General features: G+C 36.3%; 11 protein-coding genes. 1 reads left to right on the top strand and 10 read right to left on the bottom strand.

Translation table 11 applies throughout. The features are described from left to right. Nucleotides 1–35: 35 nt before the first annotated feature. The 4 genes from sov to CJ739_RS09655 form a co-directional block, all read right to left on the bottom strand. Nucleotides 36–7304 (bottom strand): T9SS outer membrane translocon Sov/SprA, encoded by a 7269-nt coding sequence (gene sov / locus CJ739_RS09670; protein WP_117174764.1) that lies wholly within the window; start codon nt 7302–7304, stop codon nt 36–38. A 6-nt stretch (nt 7305–7310) separates the two neighbouring features. Continuing rightward, nucleotides 7311–7892 carry a Holliday junction branch migration protein RuvA gene (ruvA, locus tag CJ739_RS09665; RefSeq protein WP_117174762.1) on the bottom strand — a complete coding sequence of 194 codons (582 nt, stop codon included), beginning with the start codon at nt 7890–7892 and terminating at the stop codon, nt 7311–7313. A 51-nt stretch (nt 7893–7943) separates the two neighbouring features. Then, on the bottom strand, nt 7944–10244 hold the full coding sequence (locus CJ739_RS09660) for an NADP-dependent malic enzyme (protein ID WP_117174759.1): 2301 nt from the start codon (nt 10242–10244) through the stop codon (nt 7944–7946). A 189-nt stretch (nt 10245–10433) separates the two neighbouring features. After that, complete coding sequence (locus CJ739_RS09655) at nt 10434–11123, bottom strand: LytR/AlgR family response regulator transcription factor (protein ID WP_117174757.1); 690 nt, start codon at nt 11121–11123, stop codon at nt 10434–10436. Between the two features lie 152 nt (nt 11124–11275). On the opposite strand from CJ739_RS09655, the gene CJ739_RS09650 reads away from it, so the two are divergent. Further along, complete coding sequence (locus tag CJ739_RS09650) at nt 11276–11590, top strand: MotA/TolQ/ExbB proton channel family protein (RefSeq protein ID WP_117174755.1); 315 nt, start codon at nt 11276–11278, stop codon at nt 11588–11590. A 41-nt stretch (nt 11591–11631) separates the two neighbouring features. Here CJ739_RS09650 and queG read toward each other — a convergent pair whose 3' ends face one another. The 6 genes from queG to CJ739_RS09620 all read right to left on the bottom strand — a co-directional run bounded on the left by queG (nt 11632) and on the right by CJ739_RS09620 (nt 21990). After that, a complete protein-coding gene (gene queG / locus CJ739_RS09645; protein WP_117174753.1) occupies nt 11632–12561 on the bottom strand; it encodes a tRNA epoxyqueuosine(34) reductase QueG in 930 nt (309 codons plus the stop codon). 57 nt (nt 12562–12618) lie between these two features. Further along, entirely contained in the window at nt 12619–12918 is a 300-nt protein-coding gene (locus CJ739_RS09640) for a GIY-YIG nuclease family protein (protein WP_117174751.1), read from the bottom strand. 53 nt (nt 12919–12971) lie between these two features. Then, on the bottom strand, nt 12972–13994 hold the full coding sequence (gene ruvB, locus CJ739_RS09635; protein ID WP_117178888.1) for a Holliday junction branch migration DNA helicase RuvB: 1023 nt from the start codon (nt 13992–13994) through the stop codon (nt 12972–12974). A gap of 334 nt (nt 13995–14328) precedes the next feature. Beyond that, a complete protein-coding gene (locus CJ739_RS09630) occupies nt 14329–16212 on the bottom strand; it encodes an OmpA family protein (RefSeq protein WP_117174749.1) in 1884 nt (627 codons plus the stop codon). 108 nt (nt 16213–16320) lie between these two features. After that, nucleotides 16321–17280, bottom strand: coding sequence for a PorP/SprF family type IX secretion system membrane protein (locus tag CJ739_RS09625; protein WP_117174747.1), 960 nt, complete (start codon nt 17278–17280; stop codon nt 16321–16323). 27 nt (nt 17281–17307) lie between these two features. After that, nucleotides 17308–21990, bottom strand: a complete 4683-nt coding sequence (locus CJ739_RS09620) for a T9SS type B sorting domain-containing protein (RefSeq protein WP_117174745.1) — start codon at nt 21988–21990, stop codon at nt 17308–17310. Nucleotides 21991–21999 lie beyond the last annotated feature (9 nt).

The following is a 21999-nucleotide window of genomic DNA, read 5'->3' as shown; positions in this document are numbered from 1 at the left end:
ACCTCTAAACTAGGTTTAGAGGCCTATTTTTGCGATTAATTCCCAAAATTATATCTAATGGTAAAACCAGACCTAATGGTTGTTTGTGGAAATGCTGTTGAAATAGCATATTCTGAGAACGTATAATCGAAATAAAAGATGCCTGTTAGGTTTTTACTAAAAGCATAATCGGCCGTATATTTTATACCCCAAATGGTTTGACCTGAGGTTACTTGGTTGTTTTCTAAATCTAAATACCTAATAATGGTTTTATTATCCCTTATGGAAATATCAGCTTTCATATTTAAATCGCTTACAATACGTTTGCTTGGTCCCGCCAAATTGGAATTGATACGCAAATCTTTAATTCTATAACCTAAGCCCAATACATATTCCATGCCTTGTACTTCGGTCATTAAATTGTTATCGAAACTAAGCGACAACAAACGGTCTTTTTTAATTTCCGTTAATATTTTAACCGAATTCTGCATTTCAAAATCTATGCGAATTAACGGGCTGAACATTTCGGTTAAGTTAATATTACTGAACAAGGTTTTGTTTTTATAATTACCCGATTGATTTAAAACATTACTACCTGGAGGGATGTCATCATAATCTATACTGAAATCTGGTTGTACATAATCTAAATTCGTTTGAAACTGATTGATGGTATAGGTTGAACGGTAGCCATGCGTTAAAGAAAAACGTTTAAAGTTCTTTTTAAACCAAGCATATTTCATGAAGCCTGTATATTTTAAATCCCAGTTTGGAATAGGCACATCTCTAAATGCCGAGGTTTTTACTTTACTCGCATCTTGCCCCGAATAAGCGGCTAAAAATGCTGGCAATAATACGGCTTGACTATTTTTTCCGAAGCCTTTAGGAAACCCATCGGCATCCACATCGTTTATATCAACACCTTTTTCTTGCGCTAAGCGTTGTGCAATTACAAGTCTGTTAGCTCTAAAGTCGTTAAACGCACCCGATGCCGTTTCGTCACTTTTACTAAAAGCGGTTTTAATCAAAAGTGTCGAAATATTGAAATTACCAAAGGTATTTGGGGTTAACGAATTGTATTCGTAAGTATTAGGGTCAACCCTAAAGTTTTCGGTGTAGTTTTCATAGTAAGTTCTGTTTCCAACAATATCAATTTTCAAATCACTTACAGGCTCTAAACTAGCCGACACGTCCAGTTGTTTCGTGTTTGTTGTTGTGTACTGCTGATTAAAATCCGGAAACAAAGTTAACCAACCACGTCTTGCGGCTAAGTATCTAATATCACTTTGGCTACCAAATGTAAAACCAGTTGTTGGTTTTAAGGTACCTATAAACCCAGGTGTTTGTAGATAACCCGGTAAAAATGTGCCGTTGTTTTCTGAATAATTAAGTTGAATTCTTTTAATACTTGTCAAAATATCAACCCCTGCGTTTAGCAACTTGGTCACCGACTGGTTTTTTATTTTTGGTTGATTGGTATTATTTTGGTTCGCATTTGGCGTTGTTGGTGTGGTTCTCGCTCTTGCTCTAGAAATTGGTTTTTTAACCAATCCAATATATTTATAAAACCTGTTCATATCTAAGGTTGTATTGATATTGTGGGTATTGGCGTTTTGAATGGTATTTCCTAAATCGTAGGGACCACTTTCGATGCCATTTTCATCTTCAAATACTAATTCCCCATATAAATCAGACCCTTTTTGCCATTGGAAATTGCCACTATATTGATACGTAGCATTAACAAAACTAAAAGTTGGGATTTTATTAATTGGCAGTTGGTAGTTAATACCTAAGTCTTGCGATTGTCTGTTAGGGTCTCCAAAATCGAAAAAGCCATCCCAAACATCTAAGGTTTCATCTTGCTCACCGTTAATGATATTGTCCTTAAAATAATTTCTAACAATATTATTATTTGCCGCTGTAAAGTTTAAACTCAACGATTCTGTTAAATTGTAATTAATGGTATATTGAAAATCGAAGGTATAGTTTCTTCTGAATAACTCTTCAATACCAATATTGCCGTCACCAAGTTCTACTTCCCTAAATTTCTGTCTGTTGAATTGTCTGTTAATATCTGAGTTTACAGTAAAGCTTGATGGTAATAAATTAAAGTTCAAATCCTTTAAAAACTTCCAGTACTTGCCCGTAAATAAAGAGTCGTTCTTTTTAAAAGGTTCAACTTTGAGAGGGTTAAAATTGAATGCATAATTTGCCCCAACACGTACTGTTTTGTTAACCGCGTTTTCAATTTCAAAATCTCGGTGTTCTACTTTGTTGTAAGAATAGTTTAAGGTAACATTCTCCACATCATAAAAACGAGGTTTCGCTTCGGTAGTTCTGGTTTTTCTAACACCAATAAAATTGATGCTTTGTCGTTTTGTATAGTCTTCCGATTGTTCTTTTATAGTTTCACGATCGGCATTGGTATTGGCTGCATCTAAACGAGACTCTAAAGTTAAATCCTTATAATACGCATCGTATTTAGGTGTGATCAATTCTTCGCTTTGCCCATAATTAAACGGTACCTGAATGCCCCATTTTTTTGGTAACAATTGCCCAACATTAATATTGGTCACCACATCGTATTGTTTTACATCTTCCAAACTACGCTGGCTAGGACCTTGCTCGATACTTCCAAAACCAGAGGTGCTTTGTCTTCCTGTGGCACTGATGTTCATAAAGTCGGCAATATTGGTATCTAAACTTACCACGGCTGCCCAACCTCCTTCGTTATCCATATCGGATAAGCGAAGTTCATTAAACCAAACCTCGGCACAAACCGGTGATGTAGGTGGCGGCCCATCATTTAAACCATCCTGAACACGATTTTTAACTCCAACCATTAAGGTTCTTATATCTCCAAAATTAGGATTACCTTTTATAGTAACACGATGTTGACCAATAACATATGTTGAAAATTCATCAACTGGCGTATCTACCAATTTACCATCAATAACATCATAAAACTTTTGTTTTTCAGAAGGCAAAGTAGGATTGGCGATTTCCAAGGCTTTAATTTTTCCTAAAATATCTATGGGTAAATTAATTTCGTTTTCTTCTGGCCAAAGCCCTTCTCTTGATGCAGATTCAGATACTTTTAGAGGGATTTCTATTTGATAGTAATTCTCTGTGAGGTCGTTACCCATACGTACAAAACCGACAACTGTACTGTTAGTAGGTATGCCCGTACCTTCTTCTTGAAGGTGCATAAACATACGCATACGCTTATACTGGCGCATATCTAAATTAATGTTTTTATAAACCCCTCTGGAATCTTGCGATTCTAAATTACATACATTAACAAGTAATGATTGCTCGTTTTGTTGAACGACCGTATTGTTGTTATATAACTCTTCAGGGTCTATACCTGGTGGTCTTTGATAACTACCTTCGTTTTCCAGCGTACCAATAACACCTACTGAAAACTCGGTATTGTCATCTGCAGGATCATCTTTATCATCTTGTAAGGTTTGTGTATAACGTCTCCATTCGCTACGTACTAAATCCAAGGTTCCAAAACGAAAAACCGTAGGCTCTGTAAACTCTTTAAGAAATAAACGTGTGAATCTTACCGACCTTAAATCGGTAATCCCTCCAACGGGTTTTGCAAGACTGCCTTGTACTGGAATTCTAAATAAATACCATCTAACATTTGGATTCTGCCCATTAGGAAGTGCACGAGGTCGGTCTTTAAAATCGACTAAGAATTCTTTTAAAGGATTGCTGTCAGGAAGATTATCAAAATCAGATTTTGATGTTGGTAAATTTTGTCTCGTAATTGGCAATTCATATTCGTAATAACTATCAATCGTGTTCATGGTATTATCACGATTAATATCTTCTACATCGGGTTGGGTGTTGGCACCTCTATCGGTATTTGAAAAAGTGTCGGGCGTATTGCCTTCTACGCCATTGTAATTTTTATAGCGATCGAAAATATTGCCGTCGGCGTTTAAAAAATACGCGTAATTATCTTTTGATGGATCGCTTCCAAAACTAGATCCAAAAGTTGCAACTTCCTCCGCATCATCATACCCATCATATCCAACATCTTGATTGGTGCGCTCTTGCCCTGTGGTATCGAATGCATAAACTAGAGATTGATTTTGAGGAATTACTGTACCCCAATCCGTTACAGGAAGCAAATCAATATTTCCATCTTTTGGCAAACCATTCTCATACAATTTTCTACCATCTTTAATAATATCTTCTGAAATATTACCAAGATTGAACACTAATTTCCCTCCTGGATTTGATGGATTTTCTTGAAACGGATCTTGCAACCAAAACTCGATATACTCCACGTTTTGTTGTTCAAAATCGGTTGATGTTAATTGGCGTGTAATGCCCGCCCAAGAGGTTTCAGGGTTATTAATAACATCATTTGTTGCTGAAGGGTCAAAATTATATGGCCCTCTTTCGTTTGGATAATACGCCAAATCTAAGGTGCTCAAAACCGTATTTTGTCCTTGTACCAAATCTCTATCGGGGAATAACTCATTTATAAAAACACGACTGGTATACAAACTGGATAAATCGTTATCTGATATACCATTGGGTCGTTGGCTAGTATAAAAAATGGGATCAATATTGTACCAGTTTAACATGGCTCTACCATAACCATTTTGAATACCATTATTATCATCACCCGGTGATGCTGTTAAGTCCAACGGTCTACTTGATAAAAACCAAGACTGTTGCGATTTTAAATCAATAGAGTTTTGGGTACCTTCAAAATCATCAACATAGGAGGTGGCTTCACCTTTTAAGCTGGTGCCTTTTGGAGACCCTGGTGCTAAATAGGCGAACTCACCACGTAATGATACATTCGATTCTGCATCGGTATCAATATTTGGTAAGGCGTTTGCTAATCGGGTTAAGAACGGTACCTTGGTTGAATAATTACCGTTTATTCCAAAAATGGTGTTATTAATAGGTTCGGTGCCATAATTTGCCTTTTGTGTAATGGGGCGTTCATTTAAATTTAAAAGCGTTCCCCCCAATACAAAGTTTTCGTTAAACTTATGTTCTACATTAATACCTGTGAAGCGTCTTGTTTGCTGACCAAACACCGCATTATTTTCGGTTGAAACTTCGATAGGGGTGTTGGATGCTTTTAACGCTTCATCCAAAATTTGAACACGCCCTAATTGGTAATTTACGGTATAATCAATGCCTTCTACCAACACACGACCACCCGCAGTAACACGAACTGAACCTCGAGGCACATTAAATGATCCAATAGGAATACCATCGCTTCCACTGGATTTATAACGCCCTTTTAATTTGAATTTGTTTTTTTCAACGGCTTCTAGAGCAGCTGTTTTGGTACTGTTATAAAGGACATCGTATACATACTTTACTTGGTTTTCGTTGTATGTGGCATTGTTATCATAATCTTCACTGGCATTAAGTGATAATTTATTAAAGAGGTATTCACCAAAAGGTTCTGCGCTTGGGAAAATAATTTTTCCGCTTTGCGATAGTACCGTAATGCCTTCAACATAATCGAAAAAACCATCACCATTAGATTGCGGATCGTTGTTGAAATTTAATTTATCTAAATTAAACACTCTTAGTAAAGGTGTTTCTTGCAATGGGTCTTCATTAGGACCTGGCGGAGGAAACGCTGTAGAACCTACAGGCTTTATATAATTTAAAGGCGATGCTTCGTTGTAAAAAATATTCAGTTTAAAATCGTCTGAACTCAAGTTGTATGCACCTGTATCATAGATGTTTTTCATCATCAAATCCCAAACTGGCTGTGTAACATTTGTGATGCTGCTTTTTAATAACTTAAGTATTAAATTACTGTTAACCACGTTTGTTACTTGTCCCGACCCATTGGTTGTTACATTGGTTGCATCTACACCATCGTTGGCAAACTCACCTACTTGGTACACTTGCCCGCCTAAGGTATATTGAAATGCCACGGCTAAAACCTCATCGTTATTCAATCGTTGGTTTAACGAAATATACCCTAATTGGGTATTTAAAATATATTCTTGTCCGTTTATTAACTTTCGGGCGTTTTCTAACTTGGCATAATCAAAGCCTTCTCGCACATTTGGTACGGTTATACCATTTTGTACGGTAGCCACATCTCTAATAGCATCTGTAAGTTGAGACCCTGCGCCTCCTACATTGGTGGGATCGAAGGCATTATTTTCATTGTTGGGATATGCTGTTGGTGCTGCAAAAATGGTAACGGCAGAACCCACTTTTTCTGGATCGGACTCGCCTATATCTTGCAACGCCACCACGTTTCTAACATTTTCGGTTCTGTTGCTTCTGTTGGTAACCCAAACTTCAAGTCTTGTTATTTGAAGTCCGCCATTATTAATATACGGATAGGTCGATAAGGCTTTATCGTAAGTATCCCTAAAATATTGTGCTAGGAAGAAATGGCGATTTTCATCATAATCTCTAATGAACAATTCAAATTCTTCTAAAGTACCACCACCTTGTGCCACTACGGTATTGCCTTGTGATTTTTGCTCAGAAAACACCCCTGTTACGGTTGTTTTTCCAAATTGTAATTGGGCCTTTACACCAAATAAACTTTGCGCACCAGTAATTAAACTGCTGTTTAATGGCATGCTTACGTTACCAACTTCTATTTTTTGAATGATATCGTCTTCAGTTGGTGTGTATTCTAATTTTATAAGATTTTGAAAATCGAAGGTAGATTGTGTATCGTAATTGGCGGTTACTTGAAGACGCGTTCCTACTTTGCCCATCAAACTTAAACTGATACGTTGGTCAAAATCGAAGGTGAAATTGCTTCGGTTCCTTGGCGAAAATGACGGATTGTCTTGTTTTGAAAACAGCATCCCTAAATCCATTTCCACAGAGCCTTGTGGCACTACTTCAATGGTATTGCTTCCAAAAATAGATTCAAAAAAATCAGATTTCACATAAAACTCGGGCAATAGGTTTTTTTGAGCTTCATCGGCGCCCTCTTTTTTACCGTCAAAGGCACTTATTTTTTCTTTATAATATTCTTTTACACTTTCTCTTGCTACTAATTCGTAATATTCTTTAGGTGTTAAAATAACGGGGTAATTGATATTAAAACTACCTATTTTTTCAGTATAAATATAACGATTTGTTGTAGCGTCATATGTATATTTAGACTCAATACTATTAGGGTCCGGTGTTTTAATACTTCCTAAATCAAACCCTGTTTTAACCGAATCTTGAGCTGTAGGTTCTTGCGACCAAGCTGCTACAGAAAATAAAAACACAATAATTAAAAACGTGCTTCGACTGCGCTCAGCATGACATTCTTTAAAGGATTTATAAAAATTAAGGTTGGTTATATTCAAAATCTATTATAAATTTTTTAATGCTTGTTTAATAATGGTCTCTACAGTGGCGTCTGGTTGTGCCATAATAATTTTCTCCACAGCACGTTCCGCTTGTTTTCTCACAAAACCAAGCACTTCTAAAGCAGATAACGCTTCATCTTTATTCGTATTGCCTTTAGAAACAGAAACTTCATCAATATCATAAATCTTCAAAACTTTATCTTTTAAATCTATAATAACTCGCTGTGCTGTTTTTGCGCCAATACCTTTAATACCCTGTATTAAAGCCACATCGCTACTAGCGATACCTTCTATCACTTGTTTTGGCGTTAATGAAGATAGCATGGTACGGGCAATACTAGCGCCAATACCACTGACTGAAATTAATAACCTGAAAATTTCACGCTCTGCTAATGATGAAAAACCATAAAGCGTATGTGAATCTTCTTTAACTTGAAGATGTGTGAATAATTTTAAATGTTCATTATCAACAATTTGAGAGTAAGTATGCAACGAAATGTTTAGCATGTAGCCAACACCATTACAATCGATAACAACATCTGTTGGGTTTTTCTCTACAAGTTTTCCTTGAATATGTGTGATCATTTATAGCAATTCGTTAATCGACCAAATGTAATAAATTTATTTTCAACAGAATTACTTAGAGTTTCCCTTTTCCAATTCTAACTTTTCCTTTTGCTGTGCATCAATTACTGCAATGGCTGTCATGTTCACTATTTCATCTACATTAGCACCCAATTGAAGAATGTGCACTGGCTTACGCATACCCATCATGATGGGGCCAATAGATACCGCTTCGTTTAATTCTTTTAATAATTTATAGGTGATATTTGCCGAATCTAAATTTGGAAAAATCAAAGTATTTACTTTTTTACCAACCAATTTTGAAAACGGAAATTTTTCTTGAAGCATTTCAGCATTTAAAGCAAAGTCTGTTTGTAACTCGCCATCTACAACCATATCGGGATAATAACGGTGTAAATGCGCTACGGCATCACGTACTTTTGTTGCATTTTCGTAGGAAGATGAACCAAAATTTGAATAAGAAATCATTGCCATAACCGGATCCATCCCAAACATTTTAACTACTTGAGAGGTCATTTGTGCAATCTTGGTTAATTCCCTCGAAGTTGGGTTTATATTTATAGATGTATCACTTAAAAACATGGGACCACGCTTGGTCATCATGACATTGGTAGTTGCCACACGCGATGTGCCTTTTGCCATACCTATAAGCTCTAACATAGGCTTTACAACCGTTGGATAGTTTCTGGAATATCCTGAAATTAAGGCATCGGCATCACCTTCATTTACCATCATTGCCGCAAAATAGTTGCGCTCCCGCATTAAACGTTGCGCCGAATAATAGGTCACGCCACGACGTTTGCGTTGCTCCCAATACTCTTTGGCATACTTGTTTTTTCTATCGTTTTCTTCTTCGGTTTTTGGATCTATTATAAGTATATCTTCAGCATCAAATTCAATTTCAGCCATCAATTCTTTAATGGTTTCAACTCTCCCTAATAAAATGGGAATCGCAATACCTTCTTCATAAACTATTTGAGCTGCTTTTATAACTGCAAGTTGGTCTGCTTCGGCATAAACAACACGTTTAGGATCCAGTTTTGCACGGTTAAACAACAATCTTATAAGTTTGTTATCATTCCCTAAGCGCTCTCTTAATTCATCTTTATATTTTTCCCAATCTAGAATGGGTTCTTGGGCAACACCACTTTCCATAGCCGCTTTAGCTACAGCTGGTGGTACTTCGGCAATTAAACGGGGATCGAAAGGTTTTGGTATGATATATTCCTTACCAAATGTCAATCTGGTCTCTCCATAGGCAATATTAACTTGCTCCGGCACAGATTCTTTAGCCAATCTTGCCAATGCTTTTACTGCCGCCATTTTCATTTCCTCATTAATTTTGGTTGCACGCACATCTAGTGCACCACGAAATATAAATGGAAATCCAAGTACGTTGTTTACTTGGTTAGGATGGTCACTTCTACCCGTAGCCATAATAATATCTTTACGTGTAGCAATGGCTATGTCATATTTTATCTCTGGATCTGGGTTTGCCATAGCAAATACGATGGGGTTTTCAGCCATGGACAGCAACATTTCTGGCGACACGATGTTTGCCATAGACAAACCAATAAACACATCGGCATCTACCATGGCTTCATCAAGCGTATCTATTCTTCTGTGGGTAGCGTATTCGGCTTTTTCAGATGACAAATTTTCCCTATCGTCCCTAATAACGCCTTTGCTATCTAGCATCACCATGTTTTCTCGTTTGGCACCACATGCTTGGTATAAACGTGAACAAGAGATGGCTGCAGCACCCGCACCACTTATTACGATCTTAACTTCATCTAGTTTTTTCTTTGCAATTTCAACCGCATTAATTAAAGCTGCTGCCGATATAATAGCTGTACCATGCTGGTCGTCGTGCATTACAGGAATATCGAGCTCTTCTTTTAAACGTCTTTCTATTTCGAATGCTTCTGGCGCTTTGATATCTTCTAGATTAATACCTCCAAAAGTGGGCGCTATATTTTTTACAGTGGCAATAAATTCTTCAACATTTTCGGTATCAACCTCAATATCAAACACATCAATATCGGCAAAAATTTTAAATAACAACCCTTTACCTTCCATTACTGGCTTTGAGGCTTCAGGTCCAATATTCCCTAAACCCAAAACCGCCGTACCGTTTGATATTACAGCGACCAAATTACCTTTGGCCGTGTATTTATAGGCATTGTTTTTATCTTTTTCAATTTCCAAACATGGTGCCGCTACACCTGGTGAATAGGCAAGTGCTAAATCGCGTTGGGTTGAATATTTTTTGGTTGGAACCACTTTAATTTTACCTGGAGTAGGCTTTGCGTGGTATATAAGGGCTTCTCTACGTTTACTTTCTTCGCTCATAGGAATAAATTAGCTAATCGAACAAAGATAATAATCATATCATTGATAACACTATTCTTTTCACGGAAACTCCTATTCTTTTTTACGTAGGTATTAATACGGCTTAAACTTTGAAATTACTCTTTTAAAAAATCAATATTTCGCTTTAAGCCAGAAAATTTTTTATAAGAGAATCCATTAGAAATACAACTAACTATTAAAAAAATCATTAACCTTTTCCTTATAACTTCTTGAAATAGGCAAGTGATATTGAGCATTCACTACAACCTCGTTACCATTCAGTGTAGAAAAATCCGGATTTACCAAAAAGGATCTGTGAATACGAATAAACCCATCTAGTTGTTGTTCCCATTCAGATATTTTGATGTTATTTTTATACTGACTCCCATCTGAAAGAATTGCTAAAGTAAAATCGCCTCTACTTTCAATGTAGATCAAATTATTAATTTTAATTATTGTTTTCTTTCTATCACTGAATATTGAAATTGTTTCTCCGTAACTTTTCTTCTTTTTTTTAAATATTATTTGTTCTAAAAGGATAAAAAAACCAATAATAACCCAGATAAAAACAGGATTTATAAGTGTTTTTTCAATTGAACCTGCTTTTAATTCCAAAAAATACCAATATGCCAATGTAATAGCAAGATACCCCCAATAAAGAGACACCATAGATATAAAAAAATATCGAATCCATTTTTTAAGCCCTTTTAATGGTCCAATTTTTTGTATACCATATTTAATCAAAAAAGCTATTGGCAAAAAAAAGAGTGCTGTTAACCATGCATTCCAGAAATAAGGAATAGAGTTTTGAAGTAAAATAGCTAATAAAAAAGAAGCTATTAACCAATAAATAATTTTATGGATTTGTTTTTTTGTCACATTGTAAAAATATAATAATTAGCTCTAACTAAACCGAAAATATAATCCACAATAGCTTGACAAATGGATTTAACAACTCCAGAAAGGTTTTTAACATTGGTACTTAGCTGTGATTATTAATACATTTGAATATCAACTTTAAAACAAAAATTATGTTAGATTTATTTTATGAAGGTGGTTCGTTATTTATGACCATACTTACTATTTTACTGTTAGGTGTTATTGTGTGTTTTTGGAAATTCCCTGAATGGATTAAAGAGGTTGGTTTGTTAGCTCTATCATTTGGGATTTTGGGTCAAATTATAGGATTATATGGTGCTTTTAAAGGCATAGAGCAAATGGGACAAGTTAGCCAAGAAATGATGGCTGGTGGATTAAAAGTCAGTTCAATAACTACAATTTATGGATTACTTATTTATATAATCTCTCTTATATTGAGATTAATTAATAAACCAAGATTGAGTTAAATTAAACCAATTAGGATTAATTATTGAAACTAAATCAGTAATTAGTCCTGATTCTTTAAAAAATCAATATTCCGCTTTAAACCAGAAAATTTAGTGCGTTTTACTGCCGAATTTTTAAATACTTTTTCAAAAACGTCTTCCGTAATCTCTTCCCAATCTTTTTTGGTCATTGATAATAATTCGGGATGCGGATTAAACAATGGCTCACTATGCGCTTTTGAAAATCGGTTCCATGGACATACATCTTGACATACATCGCAACCAAACATCCAATCATCAAATTTCCCTTTAAATTCTGTTGGTATGTTTTCTTTTAATTCGATGGTGAAATACGAAATACATTTGCTTCCATCAACTACATACGGCTCGGTGATGGCTTGTGTTGGGCAAGCATCGATGCATGCCGTACATGTGCCACAATGATCTGTTGTTTGCGAATCATACTCCAACTCTAAATCGACAATCAATTCTGCAATAAAATAAAACGAGCCGACTTGCTGGGTTAGTAAATTACTATGCTTTCCAATCCAACCCAAACCCGATTTTGCTGCCCAAGCTTTATCTAAAACGGGAGCGGAATCTACAAAAGCACGCCCATGAACGTCGCCAATTTCTTCTTGAATAAAATTTAAAAGTGATTTCAGTTTTTCTTTTATGACGAAATGATAATCGGTTCCGTAAGCGTATTTTGATAGCTTATAACTTTCTTTATTTTGTTCTTCTGAAGGATAATAATTCAATAATAAAGAAATAACGGATTTTGAATCTTCCACCAGTTTTGTTGGATCCAAACGTTTATCAAAATGGTTTTCCATGTACTGCATTTGCCCATGCATATTGTTGTTTAACCATTTTTCCAGTCGTGGCGCTTCTGCTTCTAAAAATTGCGCTTTACTAATGCCACAGGACAAAAAACCGAGGCGTTTGGCTTCGGTTTTGATGAGTTGTGCGTGTAATTGTTTGTTATTCATTAGTTATACTGTCACACTGAGCGCAGTCGAAGTGCTAATTTAACTTAATCTTTATACTTAATAATGTGTTGCATTTCTACACTCCGAAAGTATCTGAAGCATATCAAAATCTCCATTTATTAAAGCTTGTTTTTTTGCTCTTGTCCATCCCTTAATTTTCTTTTCAAAATAAATGGCTTGTAAAACATCATTAAATTCTTGATAAAATCCCAAAGTTAATGGTCTTCTTTTATATGTATAAGAATCTATTTTGTATCCTGATTGATGCTCATTAAATCTTTTTTCTAAATCGTTTGTTATTCCGATATAATAAGACTCATCCGAACATTTCAGAATATATACAAAGTAAAAATACATTCGTTACTATTTAAGGGCTTCGACTGCGCTCAGCCTGACATTAGAAATTAAATTCAAAACAATCCTCCTTGAATATTTCCTTTTATCTTACCCAAATGTTTATAGGCAAGTTCTGTAACTTCACGTCCACGAGGGGTACGCATAATAAAACCTTGTTGTATTAAAAAGGGTTCGTAAACTTCCTCAATAGTTTCAGCACTTTCACTAACTGCCGTTGCCAACGTAGAAATCCCTACTGGTCCGCCTTTAAATTTATCAATTATGGTGGTTAAGATTTTGTTGTCCATTTCATCTAAACCAAAAGCATCTACATGCAAGGCTTCTAATGCATATTTTGCAATTTTTATATCGATGCTACCGTTTCCTTTTATTTGGGCAAAATCTCGAACCCGACGTAATAAAGCATTGGCAATACGTGGGGTTCCCCTACTTCTCCCAGCAATTTCTATGGCGGCTTCCATGGTAATGGCAACATTTAATATGGAAGCACTACGCTGAACAATCGTTGTTAAAAGTTCGGTGTTATAATATTGTAATCTGCTTTGAATACCAAAACGGGCACGCATGGGTGCGGTTAACAAACCTGAACGCGTCGTTGCACCGACCAAGGTAAACGGATTTAAATTAATTTGAACGGAACGTGCATTCGGACCTGATTCGATCATAATATCAATCTTGTAATCTTCCATGGCGGAGTACAAATACTCTTCTACAATGGGGCTTAACCGATGGATTTCATCAATAAACAACACATCGCGTTCTTCAAGATTGGTAAGTAAGCCTGCTAAATCACCAGGTTTGTCCAATACAGGACCCGAAGTGATTTTTATACCAACGTTTAGCTCATTTGCAAGAATGTGTGCAAGTGTCGTTTTACCTAGTCCTGGAGGGCCGTGAAATAAAGTATGGTCTAATGCTTCATCACGCAAATTGGCTGCTTGAACAAATACCTGAAGGTTCTCCAGCACTTGGTCTTGCCCCGTGAAATCATCAAAAGACAACGGTCTTAATTTTTTTTCGACGTCTAATTCTTCTGGAGAAAAGTTTTCGTTTGTTGGATCTAGGTTTTCGTTCATAACAACTTCTTGCGAAGGCAGGATTTTTTTTATTACTTTATCTACAAAGTGGATTCCTGTCTTTACTTCGACTTCGCTCAGTATAAACTCCGGAATAACAATAAAAGCAAATATAAAGAAAAAAGACCTTTGCAATGAAGATTCAATACAAAGGTCTTTGATAATTTATTATGTTATTACAAGATTCCAACTTTCACTTCGACAAGCTTAACAAACTATGTTCCACAAAACCAATTTAAACCATACATTGTCAGACTGAGCGCAGTCGAAGTCCTTCTTACCTCTTCTTTATTAATACAGCTTCGACAAGCCAGTGTGACATGCAGGAAGTTGCTTAATTCAAAATAGTGAATTCACAACGTCTGTTTATGTCATAATCTTCTTCTTTACAAATACCTTCTTTAATGCACTCGTTAAGTGGTTGCATTTCACCATAACCCATACTTTTTAATCGACTTCTTTCAATGCCTTTACTTACTAAATACTCTAAAGTGGATGCGGCTCGACGTTTTGATAAATCCAAATTGTATTGGTCGTTACCACGGGCATCGGTATGTGCCGATACTTCAACTTCCATTGTTGGATATTTTTTCATTAAATCTACCAACACATTTAAAGTAGTAGCGGCATCGTCACGAATTTTAGACTTATTGAAATCGAAATAGATTTTATCCAATTCAACCTTTATATCGCCTTTTTCGTTTTGTTTCACACGTTCTTCAGCATCAGCAAACGATTCTAAAATTAAATAAATACTGTGCTTTCCTTGACCATCCGTTGAGAACTCCACATCTTGCGGTATGTAAGCTTTACGGGTACCTCTAATTTTATATTTTTTGTTTGGTTCAATTTTGAACAAATAATCCGCTTTTGAACCTACAATAGAATCTTGAAGCACATTTCCAGCATCGTCAAATAATGTTACCAATGATCCTGGCAATAATTCTTTGTTGTTTTTATCTTGTACCAAACCTTCAACCAGATATTTGGTTAAGATGTTTTCCTCTCTTCCGAAGCGATATAACCTATCCAACCCACTTCTGTTTGAAGACACAAACCCTTTATTGTCTTTTTCTCTAATACTATAAGCAAAATCATCTAAACTACTATTGATGCTGCTTCCTAAATTCACTGGCTTGTCGAAATTTCCATTCACCAAATTACTTCTAAAAACATCCAATCCGCCATACCCTAAATGACCATCAGACGCAAAATACAATACATCTAAATCGCTTATATACGGAAATTGCTCGCGGTGTTTTGTGTTTATTTTAGCTCCTAAATTTTCTGGTTCTCCGTAAGTCCCATCGTCGTTAATGGCTACTTTATAAATGTCGAAACCTCCCATGGTTCCTGGCATATCGCTGGCAAAATATAGTGTTTTTCCATCTTTACTTATTGACGGATGTTCACAACTGTATGTATTCGAATTAAATGGCAATTCTTTTACATGGGTCCACTTTCCATCTATTAATTCCGCTTTTAAAATTTGAATATGCGCAATACGTTCTTCTTCAATTTTAGAACGCGTATGGTTGGTTCTATTGAAATACATGGTTTTTCCATCTCTACTAAAGGTCGCATTACTTTCGTGTGAATTGGTATTTATTTCATCTGAAAAAGGAACAACGTTTTCCAACTGCCCATCGTCTGTTAAATTTCCAGAATATAAATCCAGATATGGTAATTTATTCCATGAATATGACGGGTTTTCGATATTTCTGGTTGAAGCGAAAGCCACTTGATCGTCACCATAAAAAGATAAACCAAAATCACTATTCGTAGATGTTTCGTTTGCTACTTGTGCTAACTGAAACGTATGAGGTGTTGTTTTGTCGTTTAACTCTATAAAAGCAGGGGTATTAATTTGCTGGTTGTAATATGTGCTTAAATGCACATCGGCCTCCTTATAATCTTCAACTCCTTTTAAAGCCTGTGCGAACCTAAAACGATATTCAACATCTACAGAGTCGCCATAATTAACAAACAGCTCCCTATAGGTTTTAACCGCTTTTTGAAGATTGGTATTGAAGTAATAACTATCAGCTAAATTTTGAAGTACTTCTTGTGTGCGGTCTTCGGTTTCGTATATTTCGGCAGCTTCAATGTAAGCTCTCTTTTCAAAAAGCTTATTGGCCCGTTTAAGGTTTCCCTTTTGTGCTAGTGCGATTCCACTAACTAATAAAAGGCTTGCAAGTATATATATGTGTTTTTTCATGTGGTAAATTTTATTGTTTTTTAACTGTCACATGCAGCATTCATAATAGTGTATATTCTTGAACTTTGAATTTTAGAAATGGATGTTTCATCTTTATAGTCTTTATGGTTAGAAGAATCTAGGTGAACGATCGTAACCGCCTTTAAGTCCTAATAAATCAATGTCAAACAAAATAAATATTTCGTGAGAGCCTGAATTGTAATCACCAAGGTTGTTTGTTGTAAAATCGTAAGCGTACCCTATTTTTAAATCTGGCATCACTCTAAAACTTATTAATCCACTTATAGCATCATCTAAACGGTAGCCTAAACCAGCTTCCAACTTTTCATTAATTAGAACATTGGTTGTAAGATCCAATGCTAATGGTGCACCTTGAACCGACTTTGCCATAAACGCAGGTTTCAATTTTAGATTTTGATTAATATCAAATACATAACCACCTGTTAAATAATAATGAATACTTTGAACGCCTGTTGCTTTTACGCCATTTTCGGTTTCGATATGTTTTGAGTTCAGCATATTGGGGGCTGATAAACCAACATAATAGTTATCGGTGAAATAATATGCCCCAACACCTATATTCGGGAACGTTTGACTGATGTTTTCGTTAAAAGCCATATCTGTTGAAGCACTGCCCGATTGCAAATTAAAGCCATCGAAATTAACATTAAAAAATGTGAATCCTGCTTTAAGCCCTAATGATAATTTTCCGCCTTTTAAACCCATTGGTAACACATACGCAAAATCTGCATAAATGTTATTTTCCTGAACCACATCGCCTAAATTATCATTGGTAAAGGAAATACCGGCTTCCATTTTCTCGTTGATGGGTGTATGGGCAAAAAAGGTTCCTGTTTTTGGAGCTCCTTCAATACCTACCCATTGCGTTCTGTATAATCCACCCATATTTAAAATGGCTGCTTCCGATGTAGCATACGCTGGATTTATTACGCTCATGTTGTACATATACTGTGTAAACTGAGGGTCTTGCTGCGCAAAACTTTGTAAGGACACGAGGATTAACCCTACTATGGCAGCTATTTTATGATATATATTTAAATTGTTCATATTTTCTAAATTGTGTTTATCTAAAAATTATCTGCTTAAGTATAAATGTCCTTGTTTTGGTTTGTTCTCGCCATCATTAAAATTGAAAATGTAATAATACATGCCTACTGGCAAGTCACCTTTAAACGTAGTTCTTGACTGATTTGGTTTTCCATCAAAACGAGGCGTTGACGCTTTTCCTTTATAAACAATATTGCCATAGCGGTTATAAATCTCTATTTCAAAATTCGGATATAGAATGGCTAAATTATCAACCTCATAGGTATCATTAACACCATCTCCATTGGGTGAGAATCCATCTGGTAAAAAAAGTTCACCACATGAAGTTAAATCTGGTGTAACTGCTAAACGTACGTTACTTTCACATCCTGTAGCGGCATCAACCAATGCTGCGTAATAGGTTGTTAAATTAATAAGAGTTGAAGTGTCACTAATCATTGACCCATTAACATCCGCGTCATACCATACAACATTAGCAGTATTGGAATCGTATTCCGTAATATTAAGTGAAAGATCATTTATAGTTGGATTATCATTGATACAATATTCCTTACTTGGATCGTTTAATGTCGGTGTAGGCGCATTATTAATAATTGCATTAATTTGAACACTCAATGAAGATTCACAACCTGAAGCTGTCGTTTGAGTAGCAAAATAATCTTCACCATTTACCAATGCTGTAGATGTGCTTAATGGTGTAGACAAAGTCGCATCGGCATACCAAGAAACCGTTCCTGTTGGCCTTATACTTGCTGACAAATCTGCGACTGTGGGATTATCTACTAAACAAAACGATGGATTTGGTTCTAACACGACTATTTGAGGTGAATCGTTAACTGTTACAGTAATTTGTGCACTAGAATCTGGTGAACACGGCGAAACGGCTGCAACTGTATAAGTATATACACCTGCGACATCAGCACTTGGGTCGAATATTCCTGTTCCGCTCGCTAATGCTGGCGACCAAGTTCCTCCACTTTGTGCTGAAGTTCCTAAAAGTGGGAATAAATCGGTTGAACCATCTATAACACATATTGTAGCTGTAGTATCTGTTCCCGCATTAGGCGCTAGAGTAACCGAAACAATCACATCACTACTTACTGTTCCGCAAGCATTTGTTAATGTGTATGTGTAAGTTCCTGGAGCATCAACTAAGGGGTCAAAAACACCTGTGCCACTCGACATCGCTGGTGACCAAGTACCTCCTGTATCGGCACTTCCAATTAAAGTGAATAAATCGGTTGTTCCGTTATTGCTACAAACATCTAATGTATTGTTACTACCTGCATTTAAAGGCTCTTCAATTGTTACGGTTATCATGGTGCTTGCATCTATACAAGGTGAAGATGCTGTCACTAAATAGGTAAATTGATAATTGCCTGCTGATAATCCAGTAGCATCAAAAATACTTCCTGATAAAGCGCCTGTACCATCTACATCTTGCCATGTACCTCCAGCATCTTGCGTACCATCCAGTCCAGTAAATAAATCGATGGTATTGTTAGTATTACAATCCACAATTGGAATGGGGTTTCCTGATTTTGGTGACACATAAATAGTTGCAGTTACTAATGTTCTAACCGAAGATTCACAACCTGTGGTTGCATCGGTTTGAGTTGCATAATAGTTGTTGCCGTTAACTAAAGAAGTAGTCCCTGATAATGGCGTTCCTCCCGTTGCGTTATCATACCATTTTATAGAAGTTCCTGTTGCTGTTAAATCTGAAACGGTAGCAGTATCACAAAACTCTTGGGTTACTGAAGCTGTTGGCGCTGGTGTATCGTTAACAATAATGGTCACTGTTACCAAAACATCGTCACAACTACCAATGGCATCAACGTCGAATGTAAAATTATAAGAGCCCATTGCAAGACCATCAAGCGTTACTAAATTTCCTGATAAAGCACCTGAAGTATCATCATCATTCCACACTCCTGTTTGGTCTTCTCCAGTTAATAAGTCAAATAAATCATAGGTTTGACCTGATGTTATTGAAGCTACACAAAATTCAACTGGTGCATTAGCTGTTCCTGATTCCGGTGCATTTTCAACGCTCACAAGTACTGTTGAACTGTTTGAACACCCATTGGCATCTGTAATGGTATAGGTGAAATTATATGAACCAATGACCAGCATGGTTAAATCGACATTGCTTCCACTTAGAGCCCCTGTTGTATTATCATCAGCCCAAGTACCTCCTGCATCTTCTCCAGAAAGTTGACCGAATAAGTCCAATGGTGAATTCGCTGCCAAATCATTTTCACAAAATATCGCTGGCGTTGGTGTTCCCGTAACTGGTAATGGGTTTATTGTGACGGTGACGGTTACTAAAACATCGTCGCAGCTTCCAATAGCATCCACATCAAAAGTGAAATTATAATCGCCCGGTGTCAAACCAGATAAATCTACAGGATTTGAAACCATTACTCCCGTGTTATCTAAACCTGAATACCAAGTTCCTGTTTGGTCTTCACCTGTTAGTAAATCGAATAAGTTGTAACTGGCCGGCGCTAAACCTACACAAAATTCAACTGGTGCATTAGCTGTTCCTGATTCCGGTGCATTTTCAATGCTCACAAGTACTGTTGAACTGTTTGAACATCCATTGGTATCTGTAATGCTATAGGTAAAATTATAGGAACCAATGGCCAGCATGGTTAAATCGACATTACTTTCACTTAAGGCGCCTGTTGTATTATCGTCTGTCCAAGTACCTCCTGCATCTTCTCCTGAAAGTTGACCGAATAAGTCCAATGGTGAATTCGCTGACAAATCATTTTCACAAAATATCGCTGGCGTTGGTGTTCCCGTAACTGGTAATGGGTTTATTGTGACGGTGACGGTTACTAAAACATCGTCGCAGCTTCCAATAGCATCCACATCAAAAGTGAAATTATAATCGCCCGGTGTCAAACCAGATAAATCTACAGGATTTGAAACCGTTGCTCCCGTGCTATCTAAACCTGAATACCAAGTTCCTGTTTGGTCTTCACCTGTTAGTAAATCGAATAAATTATAGCTGGTCGGCGCCAAACCTTCACAGAATGCAACTGGCGCAGTTGCTGTTCCAGATTCCGGTGCAGGTAATATGGTAATCGAAATGGTTTCATCATCCGTACAAGTACCATTATCAATAGTATAAACAAAATTATAAGGACTACCTGAAACTGTAAAACTTGAAATATCTATTGGATTTGTTACGGTTACATTACTAGCATCTATCCAAGTACCACTATTGTTATCTTGAGAACCATCTAAAGCATCAAACAAATCGAATGGTGAATTTGAAGCCAAATCATTTTCGCAAAACGTTTGGTTAATAGCATTTCCTGCATTAGGGTCCGCTAAAATAACCACTTGAACTGTCGTAGATTCTTCTGGACAAGGGTTTGGCGAAACATTTTGAGTATATGTAAAATTATGTGCTCCAATTATTAATGTTGATAGATCAAGCGTTGATGGATTTAAAACCGTAGGGTCTGAACTACTAGTACCTTGTGTCCATAAACCATCTTGGTCTTCATTATTTAAAAGTGAAAATAAATCAAATGATGTTGGTGCAGTAGATTCACAAAACGTAGCTGGACTTGTTGGTGAAACCGTTCCAGAAGTAAACGTTTCATATATGGTAATTGTAATATTAGCTGTGTCTTGTGGACAAGCACCATTACTTGGAACCGTATAAGTAAAGGTATGAATTCCAGCTGTAAGTGTTGAAATATTAACTGTGCCTTGATTGCCGTTTGAGGTTGGCAAAGGTCCCGACCAAGTTCCGTTTATATCTGGTGTCCCACCAAGTTCATCAAACAAATCGAAAGGGTCCATTGGAACACTATCATCACAATAGTCTAAAGTTGCAGAAATTCCAGCATCAACCGGGTTATTAATATTAACTAATACAGGCATAGCATTACTGTCACAAAAACTATCAACTATTACATAATAAGTGTTTCCATTTACCAATGGTGTAGACAGCGATAAAGCAGGAGGAATAGGATTGCCAGAACCATCCAGATTTTGATACCATTTAAATGTAGATGTTGTTCCTGGATTCAAATTAGTTACAGTTGGATTTGAATCAGAACAAAACATTTGAGTACTTGGTGGCGTTGGGTCTGAAGGTGAATCAACAACGATAGTATCCCCTTCTTCAATTTGGCTCTTGTTGCCTAAATTATCAACAAAAATGATATAATAAGTATAAAACCCAGATAATGGATCTATAGCATTTGCCAAATCCGTTAATTCAAAATCATTATAAACCTCAACAGAACCTCCCATTGGAATATTAGGCTGCAGCACATCATCAATATATGTTTGTACGGTTGGGTTTTCATTACTACAATAAATAGCATCAAGCTGTTGTCCGGATTTATTAACCTGAAAGTCAATAGTAATTGGAACTCTTGGACCACATGAACCTGTGTTATCATCTACATAATAGGTGCCCTCCGAAACTAGCTGTGCAGGGTTTAAGGCAGTACCTCCAGAAGAAGTAAGATACCAACTTATGCCACCCCCATTATCAGTTACATAGTTATTACTGTCAGTATTTAAATCCGAAAAAGTATATCCCGAAGCATCTTGAATTGTTGGAGATGGATCATTAATTGATGGACATTGGGCATTAACTTTAAGAGCTGTCCCAAGGAATACCATTAGATAGATTGTAAAAAACCTTACATATCTAAATGAGTAGTTTGTTTTCATCTGTTTGTA

Source organism: Mariniflexile sp. TRM1-10, from assembly GCF_003425985.1.
GTDB lineage: Bacteria > Bacteroidota > Bacteroidia > Flavobacteriales > Flavobacteriaceae > Mariniflexile.
Note: the sequence above shows the minus strand (reverse complement) of the source record. Positions and strands in the feature narration are given on the sequence as shown.